This is a genomic window from Ruegeria sp. THAF57 (genome assembly GCF_903914075.1).
Classification (GTDB): Bacteria; Pseudomonadota; Alphaproteobacteria; order Rhodobacterales; family Rhodobacteraceae; genus Ruegeria.
On the sequence record NZ_CAIWNQ010000006.1, the window covers coordinates 204,413 to 213,222 of the forward strand.

At 59.9% G+C, this 8,810-nt stretch carries 7 protein-coding genes; 4 read left to right on the forward strand and 3 right to left on the reverse strand.

Translation table 11 applies throughout. From position 1 onward, the window contains the following. Nucleotides 1–11: 11 nt before the first annotated feature. The 3 genes from gcvP to gcvT form a co-directional block, all read right to left on the reverse strand. Nucleotides 12–2,867: an aminomethyl-transferring glycine dehydrogenase gene (gene gcvP, locus RUESEDTHA_RS15550; RefSeq protein ID WP_180887665.1), complete on the reverse strand. Its 2,856-nt coding sequence runs from the start codon at nucleotides 2,865–2,867 to the stop codon at nucleotides 12–14. A gap of 110 nt (nucleotides 2,868–2,977) precedes the next feature. Then, on the reverse strand, nucleotides 2,978–3,343 hold the full coding sequence (gcvH, locus tag RUESEDTHA_RS15555; protein WP_180887666.1) for a glycine cleavage system protein GcvH: 366 nt from the start codon (nucleotides 3,341–3,343) through the stop codon (nucleotides 2,978–2,980). A gap of 17 nt (nucleotides 3,344–3,360) precedes the next feature. Beyond that, nucleotides 3,361–4,458, reverse strand: a complete 1,098-nt coding sequence (gene gcvT, locus RUESEDTHA_RS15560) for a glycine cleavage system aminomethyltransferase GcvT (protein ID WP_180887667.1) — start codon at nucleotides 4,456–4,458, stop codon at nucleotides 3,361–3,363. Nucleotides 4,459–4,727: 269 nt separating this feature from the next. Between gcvT and RUESEDTHA_RS15565 the strand changes: the two genes are divergently transcribed. The 4 genes from RUESEDTHA_RS15565 to RUESEDTHA_RS15580 are packed head-to-tail and all read left to right on the forward strand — an operon-like array spanning nucleotide 4,728 to nucleotide 8,230. Next, nucleotides 4,728–5,378, forward strand: a complete 651-nt coding sequence (locus RUESEDTHA_RS15565) for a histidine phosphatase family protein (RefSeq protein ID WP_180887668.1) — start codon at nucleotides 4,728–4,730, stop codon at nucleotides 5,376–5,378. 12 nt (nucleotides 5,379–5,390) lie between these two features. After that, nucleotides 5,391–6,005, forward strand: coding sequence for a glutathione S-transferase family protein (locus tag RUESEDTHA_RS15570; RefSeq protein ID WP_180887669.1), 615 nt, complete (start codon nucleotides 5,391–5,393; stop codon nucleotides 6,003–6,005). 14 nt (nucleotides 6,006–6,019) lie between these two features. Continuing rightward, nucleotides 6,020–7,072 (forward strand): saccharopine dehydrogenase, encoded by a 1,053-nt coding sequence (locus RUESEDTHA_RS15575; protein ID WP_180887670.1) that lies wholly within the window; start codon nucleotides 6,020–6,022, stop codon nucleotides 7,070–7,072. A 3-nt stretch (nucleotides 7,073–7,075) separates the two neighbouring features. Then, complete coding sequence (locus tag RUESEDTHA_RS15580; protein WP_180887671.1) at nucleotides 7,076–8,230, forward strand: saccharopine dehydrogenase family protein; 1,155 nt, start codon at nucleotides 7,076–7,078, stop codon at nucleotides 8,228–8,230. Nucleotides 8,231–8,810: the final 580 nt, after the last annotated feature.

Sequence of the window (8,810 nt, forward strand, 5' to 3'; positions counted from 1 at the left end):
CGGGGTTCTTGTTACTCTGCGGCTTCCTCATATTCTGACATGGGCGGGCATGTGCAGACGAGGTTCCGATCCCCATACGCATTATCGACGCGGTTGACCGGCGACCAATACTTGTCAACACCCATGGAACCCGGAGGGAAACACGCCTGTTCACGGGTATAGGGGCGATCCCAGTCGCCGACCAGATCGCGCACCGTGTGGGGGGCGTTTTTCAGCGGGTTGTTTTCCGCGTCGATCTTGCCGTCGATGATGTCCTGCGCCTCGGCCCGGATCGACAGCATCGCGTCGCAGAAGCGGTCCAACTCAGCCATCGGTTCAGATTCGGTGGGTTCGACCATAAGGGTTCCAGCCACCGGCCAGCTCATCGTAGGCGCGTGGAAGCCTGAATCGACCAGACGTTTGGCAATGTCATCCACGCTGACATTGGCTGCCTCGTCCAAGGGCCGGGTGTCGAGGATACACTCATGCGCCACACGACCCGACTCGGACGTGTAGAGGATCGGATAGGCCTCCTGAAGACGCGCCGCGATGTAGTTGGCGTTCAGGATCGCCACTTTGGTCGCCTGCGTCAGACCCGCGCCGCCCATCAGCAGCACATAGGCCCATGAAACCGGCAGAATCGAAGGCGAGCCAAAGGGCGCGGCCGAGACCGGACCGACGGCAGTGCCGTATTCCGGGTGACCAGGCAGATGTTCCTCCAGATGCGCCTTGACGCCGATCGGACCCATGCCGGGGCCGCCGCCGCCATGGGGGATGCAGAAGGTCTTGTGAAGGTTCAGGTGACTGACGTCGCCGCCGATGTCCCCGGGGCGCGACAGGCCGACCATCGCGTTCATGTTGGCGCCGTCGATATAGACCTGACCGCCGTGATCATGGGTGATCTGGCAGACCTCCTGCACGGTGGTCTCGAACACGCCGTGGGTCGAGGGGTAGGTGATCATGCACCCGGCCAGATGATCGGAATGCTTCTCGGCCTTGGTGCGGAAGTCGTTCAGATCAATATTGCCATTCTCATCCGATTGCACCGGCACCACCTGCCAGCCCACCATCTGCGCCGAGGCCGGGTTGGTGCCATGGGCCGAGGTCGGGATCAGGCAGACATTGCGGTGCCCTTCGCCGCGGGCGAAGTGATAGTTGCGGATGGTCAGCAGGCCTGCATATTCGCCCTGCGCGCCCGAGTTGGGCTGTTGGCTGATCGCGTCATAGCCGGTGATCTGGCACAGTTTGTCGTTCAGATCGGCAATCATCTCATGATAGCCCTGCGCCTGATCTTCAGGGCAGAACGGGTGCAGATTGCCGAACTCGGGCCATGTGACCGGGATCATCTCGATCGTGGCGTTCAGCTTCATGGTGCACGAGCCCAGCGGGATCATCGCCCGGTCCAGCGCCAGATCGCGGTCGGCCAGACGGCGCATATAGCGGGTCATTTCGGCCTCGGCCCGGTTCTTGTGGAAGATCGGGTGGGTCAGATAAGGCGTCTCGCGCAGGGCGTAATCCGGCAGGCGATAGGCAACGTTGGAACTGTCGTCTTGACGGTCGATGCCGAAGGCACCCCAGACGGCCTCGATGGTTTCGGCGCGGGTCTGTTCGTCCAAGCTGATGCCCACTTTCGTCTCGCCGACCTTGCGCAGGTTGACACCACGGGCCACGGCGGCCTCCATGACGGTCTTTTGCAGATGGCCAACCTCGACCGTGATCGTGTCAAAGAACACTTCCGGTTCGACGGCAAAGCCCGCCTCCTCTAGCCCGACGGCCAGACGCGAGGTCTTGCGGTGTACCGATTGTGCAATCGCCTTGATGCCATCTGGGCCATGATAGACCGCATACATCGAGGCAATCACCGCCAGCAGCGCCTGCGCAGTACAGACGTTCGAGTTCGCTTTCTCGCGCCGGATATGCTGTTCGCGGGTTTGCAGCGCGAGGCGATACGCTTTGTTGCCGCGGCTGTCGATGCTGACACCGATGATCCGGCCCGGCATCGCGCGCTTCAGCTTGTCGGTGGTCGCCATGTAAGCGGCGTGCGGACCGCCATAGCCCATTGGAACGCCAAAGCGCTGGGTCGAGCCGATGGCGATATCCGCGCCCATCTCACCCGGTGACTTAAGCAGAGCCAGCGACAGGATGTCGGCGGCAACGATGGCGATGGCTTTGTGTTCATGCAGGGCCGCGATTTCCGATGTGAAGTCGCGCACATGGCCGTGGGTGCCGGGATACTGGAAGATCGCGCCAAAGACGGCACCTGCATCCAGCGTGTCCGGATCGGCGACTTGCACGTCGATACCCAGAGGCTCGGCGCGGGTTTTAATGACTGCGATGGTCTGCGGGTGGCAGTTCTTGTCCACGAAGAAGGCCGCGTTGTTGGCCTTCGAACGTCCGCCGCGCTTGGCCATCGCCATGGCCTCAGCCGCCGCTGTAGCTTCGTCCAGCAAGGACGCGTTCGCCACGTCCAGGCCGGTCAGGTCGCTGACCATGGTCTGGAAGTTCAACAGCGCCTCAAGCCGACCCTGGCTGATCTCGGGTTGATAGGGCGTGTAGGCAGTGTACCAGGCCGGGTTTTCCAGGATGTTGCGCAGGATCGGCGCGGGCGTGGTGGTGCCGTAATACCCTTGGCCGATCAGCGAGGTCAGAACCTTGTTCTTGCTCGCCACCTCTTTCATGTGAAAGAGCGCGTCGCGTTCCGTCATTGCCGGACCCCAATCCAGCGGTTCCTCCTGCCGGATCGCCGGCGGGACAGTGGCGTCGATCAGCTGGTCCAGCGTCTTGAAGCCGATCACCTTGAGCATATCGCGCATCTCGGTCGGGCTGGGCCCGATATGGCGGCGATTGGCAAAGTCATAGGCTTCGTAGTCGGTCAGTTTGAAAGCCATGTGGTGCGCTCCTGTCGGGTAGGTCAGGCCCGACGGAGACTGCAGGAGCCTCCGGCGGGGATATTTTTAGCCAGATGAAGGGCGGATCCGTGCAAAGATCCGCCGAGAGTTTAGCCGATGAAGTCCTTGTAACCGGCCTCGTCCATCAGATCTTCGAGCTGCGACGCGTCGGTGATCTTGATCTTGTAGATCCATGCCTCACCTTCGGGGTCTTCGTTCAGCGCGCCGGGATTGTCGGCAAGCGTTTCGTTGACCTCGACGATCTCACCATCCACCGGAGCGTAGAGTTCCGAGGCCGCCTTGACGGATTCGATTACGCCGATCTCGCCGTCTTTTGCGAATTCGTCCCCAACTTCCTGCTGTTCTACAAAGACCACATCGCCCAATTGTTCGGCCGCGTGTTTGGTGATGCCCAGCGTGGCCGTGTCGCCGTTCACGTCGATCCATTCGTGCTCTTCGGAATAATAGGTTGCCATGCTTCTCTCTCCTGACTTCAACGCTTGTAATTCTGGGTGACGAAGGGCAACGCCACGATCAGTGCGGGTTGCGGTTTGCCCCGGATGATCAGATTGACCATCCCGCCGGGTGCGGCATGGCCCGCGGACACATAGCCCATCGCGACCGGGCCACCCACGGTGGGTCCAAACCCGCCGGATGTGATCTGACCGATTGTGTTGCCTTCGGCACTTTGGATTTCAACGCCCTGACGGGCAGGCGCGCGGCCCTCGGGCTTGATGCCCACCAGCTTGCGTGCGGGGCCATCGGCCAATTCCCTTTGGATGCGGTCAGCGCCGGGAAAGCCGCCCTCTTCCTTGCGGCGCTTCTGGATGGCCCAGCCAAGGCTTGCCTCGATGGGTGAGGTGCTCTGGTCGATGTCATTGCCATAAAGGCACAGCCCTGCCTCCAGCCGCAAGCTGTCGCGCGCGCCCAAGCCGGCGGCTTCGCAATCGTCATGGGCAAGAAAGGCACGGGTGATCTCGATGGCCTTGTCCTCGGGGATCGAGATTTCATACCCGTCCTCGCCAGTGTAGCCCAGCCGCGAAATACGACACTCGGTGCCCAGGATATCCGCCACGGTGGTTTCCATGAACTTCAGATCGCGGGCAGCGGGGCAGAGGTCACCCACCACATCCTCGGCCTTGGGGCCTTGAACGGCCACCAGCGCGCGGTCGAAGATCTCAGTCACTTCGACGCCATCCAGATTTGCCTGCATATGCGGAATGTCCTGATGACGCAGCGCGGCGTTCACGACGACAAAATAGTGATCGCCCGCATTCGAAACGATCAGGTCATCCATGATCCCGCCTTCGGCATTCGTGAAAAACCCATAACGCGCCTTGCCCTCTTTCAAGGTCGCATAGGCTTGGGGGCACAGCGATTCCAGTTTCTCGCCCACACCCTCGCCACGCAGGATCACCTGACCCATGTGGCTGACATCAAACACAGCCGCCTTTTCCCGGCATTGCTTATGTTCGCCCATAATCCCCAGCGGGTATTGAACCGGCATCTCCCAACCGGCGAAATCGACCATCTTACCGCCAAGCTCGACGTGAAGATCATATAGCGGAGTACGCTTCGGTGCGTCAGTCATATCCGTGACCTTTCCAATCCCGTTGTCAGTCAATGCTGTGCAAAAAGCAATGGTCACCCGGCCATTCGGCATACAGGGGCATACAGCAGATTTGTAGCGTATAGGAAACTTTTTTCCGTTACGCAACACCCGCCATGTACGAAAAGTATCACGACCGGTTCAGCATTGGGCAAGGCATTCTGACAAATAGAATTATTTTCAAACACTGGCCCAACGGCTCTGGCCCCGACCGGTAACCTGCCCTAAGACTCCGCCCAAGAGGGACGGCCATGTCACATATAACACTGGTGCGTCACGGCCAGGCGAATACCGAAGCACGTGACGAGGCAAACTACGACAAACTCAGCGATCTGGGTCATCAGCAGGCACGCTGGCTGGGTGCTCATTTACAAAGTACACGCGCACATCATCCGCGGGTATTTTGTGGAACGCTCACGCGGCACGTGGAAACCGCCGCCAGCATGGGCTTGCCGGAACCAACACGGGACGCCCGGTTGAATGAGTTGGAGTATTTCACCATTGCCAAACTGTTCGAGGAACAGCACGGCATTGCAGTTCCGACCGACCGCGAAGAGTTTGTCGAGCATCTGCCGCGCACGTTTGACGCATGGGCCAAGGGGCAAATCACAGGTGCGCCAGAAACCTTCGAGGACTTTGAAGACCGTGTATCTGGTGCGCTGCGTGATATCGGCACGGAAGGCGGGCCTGCGATTGTGGTGACCTCAGGGGGGTTGATCTCGATGGTGGTGCGGCAAGCAATGGGGCTGGATATACCTTCCATGGCGCGCGTGGCTCTTGCCATCATGAACACGTCGATGCATCGTCTGCACCCGATCGGTGCACAGCTTGCCCCGGTGCTGTTCAACGCAGTTCCACACCTGGAAGCCCCAGACCGGCAATACGCCCAGACCCACCTGTAACCGGAGGCTCAGATGCAGCTTTACTTCGCCCCCCGCACGATCTCGGTCGCTGTTGCCATAGCTCTGGAAGAGGCCGGGTTAGAGTATGAGGCGATCAAGTTGGATTTCCCAAACGGCGAGCAGACCAAACCCGCCTATAAACAGATCAATCCCAAGGGTCGCGTGCCTGCGCTGGTGGTTGACGGGGGCATCCTGACCGAAACTGGTGCGCTGTTGGATTACATCGCCACTGTGGCACCGCAGGCCGGGTTGGTGCCGTCTGACCCGATTATGGCCGCGCGAATGCGCGAGGTGATGTATTACCTTGCTTCGACCATGCATGTGAACCACGCCCACAAAGTACGAGGTGAACGGTGGGCCGACAAGGAATCCAGTTGGCAGGATATGCAGGGCAAGGTCACGCAAACTATGACGGCCTCTTGCGAATACATCTGCTCGAACGGGCTGCGTGGGCCATTTGTACTGGGGGATGAGGTCTCGCTTGCGGATATCTACCTTTACGTGGTGTGTAGTTGGTTGGAGGGCGACGGTGTCGATGTGTCGGCCTTCCCCAAGATAATCGCATTTCGCAAGGCGATGGAGGCACGGCCTTCCGTGCAGGAAGTACGCGCTGCCGGAATGCTATGACTAAAGGAACTGACATGACACATCTCTGGGTCCGGGCGGAACAGCGCCCGAACGAGGAACGGGTCGGGCTGACCCCCGAAGGTGCCGCCGCCCTGATCGCCGCAGGTGTCCGCGTGACAGTCGAGGAAAGCCATGTCCGTGCCATCCCGTTGCAAGGCTACAAGGATGCAGGCTGCGAGATCGCGGCTGAGAATTCATGGCCCGACGCCCCGCTGGATGCGATCATCTTCGGCCTAAAGGAACTGCCCGAAGACGGCACGCCCCTGCCCCACCGCCACATCATGTTCGGCCATGCCTATAAGGGGCAACATTCTGGCCGCGCTTTGTTGGAACGCTTCAAGGCCGGGGGCGGTACGCTTTATGATCTGGAATATCTGGTCGACGAAGACAGCCGCCGGGTTGCTGCCTTTGGCTATTGGGCGGGCTATGCAGGCGCGGCAGTCACACTGAAAACATGGGCCGCGCAGCAACGGGGGCAGGAATGCCCTCCAGTCGGGGTGTATCCGAACAAGGACGCTCTGAACGCCGAGCTGCTGGCCGAATTGGACGCCACCGGCACCCGCCCCCGTGCCATCGTCATAGGCGCGTTGGGCCGCGTCGGTACGGGTGCTGCGGATATGTGCGAGGCGATGGGCGTTTCCGTCACCAAATGGGACATGGCCGAGACCGCAAGCGGTGGGCCGTTCCCGGAAATCCTTGACCATGACCTGTTCCTGAACTGCATCTTTGCGCGCCCGGGCACACCGGTCTTTGTCCCGCATGACGCGCTGACCGCGCCGCGCAATCTGACCGCAATCGGCGACGTGGCCTGCGACCCCGACAGCGACTACAACCCGGTCCCAGTCTATGACCGCGCCACCACATGGGAGGCCCCCGCCCTGCGCGTGGCAACTGATCCGGTGATGGACGTTATGGCCATCGACAACCTACCGTCGATGCTGCCCGTCGAAAGCTCGGAAGACTACGCCGCGCAACTGTTGCCCTCGTTGCTGACACTGACCGATCTGGACAAAGGCGTTTGGGGCCGGGCCGAAACAACTTTCAAAACCCATATGAAAGGGATCTGAGCGATGACGATTCACTGGTGTGGCACCGGCCTGTCGGCCATCCCCGGCCTGCGCCGCCTGATCGAGGGCGGCCACAAAGTCACCGTCTGGAACCGGACCATCGACAAGGCCAAGGCCGAGGTCGGAGACCTGACCGACGACATCCGCGCCTTTGACATCGACGCGCTTGGCGCAGTGCTGGAAAAAGGCGACGTAATCGTATCCATGCTGCCGGGCGACTGGCACGTTCCTCTTGCCGAGTTGGCGATTGCGAAGAGCGCGAACTTTGTCTCGTCTTCTTACATCGCACCCGAAATGCGCGCGTTGGACGACAAGGCGCGCGAGGCCGGTGCGACCCTGGTCAACGAGGTTGGTCTGGACCCCGGCATTGATCACCTGATGGCGCACGCGCTGGTCGCCGATTACCGCAACTCGGACGCGTTTGATCCGCAAAACCACCTGAGTTTCATATCCTATTGCGGCGGCGTCCCGAAGAACCCCAATCCGTTCCGCTACAAGTTTAGCTGGTCGCCTTTGGGGGTGTTAAAAGCCCTACGGTCGCCGTCAAAATCAATCCGTGACTACGCACCACTGGACGTCGCCCGCCCGTGGGACGCGATCACCAGCTACATCGCGCCTCTGCCAACCCCAGAAAGCTTCGAGGTCTACCCCAACCGCGACTCGCTGCCCTTCAAGGCCGAATACCAGTTCGAGGATCACTGGCCGATCAAGGAATTCGTCCGCGGCACCCTGCGCCTGAACGGATGGGCCGATGCCTGGTCGGACGTGTTCACCGAAATCGAAACCCTGTCCGGCCCGGAAGGCGACGCGCGCCTGAAAGAAATGTCGGATCAGTTCTGGGACGAAAACGCCTATGACGAAGGCGAGCCTGACCGCGTGGTTCTGTGCGTGGGCCTGAAGGCCGAAAAAGACGGCTCCGAGGTCTGGCACAAGACCTATGTTATGGATGCCTGGGGTGACGAACGCGGAACCGCAATGGCGCGACTGGTATCCATCCCTGTGTCTCTGGCTGTTGAGTCTGTGTTGAATCGCGAGATACCAGCCGGGGTACATGCCGCACCCAGCGACCCTAAGCTTGTGCAAGGCTGGATGTCTGAAATCGACAAGCTGGCTCAGCACTTGCAAGTGGTGACACACTCGACAGAGGCCGTGTCCTGAGCGCGCGTGTGCGGGCAAGTCGCACTTCAGGGAATTTTCACGCTTTTAGCCTCTTCCTCCTATTCCCGAGGGGGAACCATCACATAGTAATAGCTGCAGATTTGGCTATTACTTTGCTAAATTGGCAGAATTTGACGTTTAGAATTGGAGGCCACTTGGAAGTGATTAAGTTCGTTGCGTGAGACGAAACACAAGCGGTTTCAACCTCTTAAGCCTATTGCCGCCCTCCCTGACGAAGCAACTATTCGGCACTCAGATCGGGTCGCACCAATTTAGTATTCGACGCCCCATTAGTCCCACCTAACGACGCGGTTTGATCGTTAGTCGATTGATCGAGTGGATCGATTTTAGTGATGCGGGCTGTTTTGGGTTTTTCTGACGCTGGTTGCGGGAGCAGGATTTGAACCTACGACCTTGAGGTTAAGAGGCTGACGCGGTTTGATCGTTAGGCGATTGATCGAGTGGATCAATTTTAGTGATGCGGGCTGCTTTGAAGGTTTCCGACCTGGTTGCGGGAGTAGGATTTGAACCTACGACCTTCAGGTTATGAGCCTGACGAGCTACCGGGCTGCTCCATCCC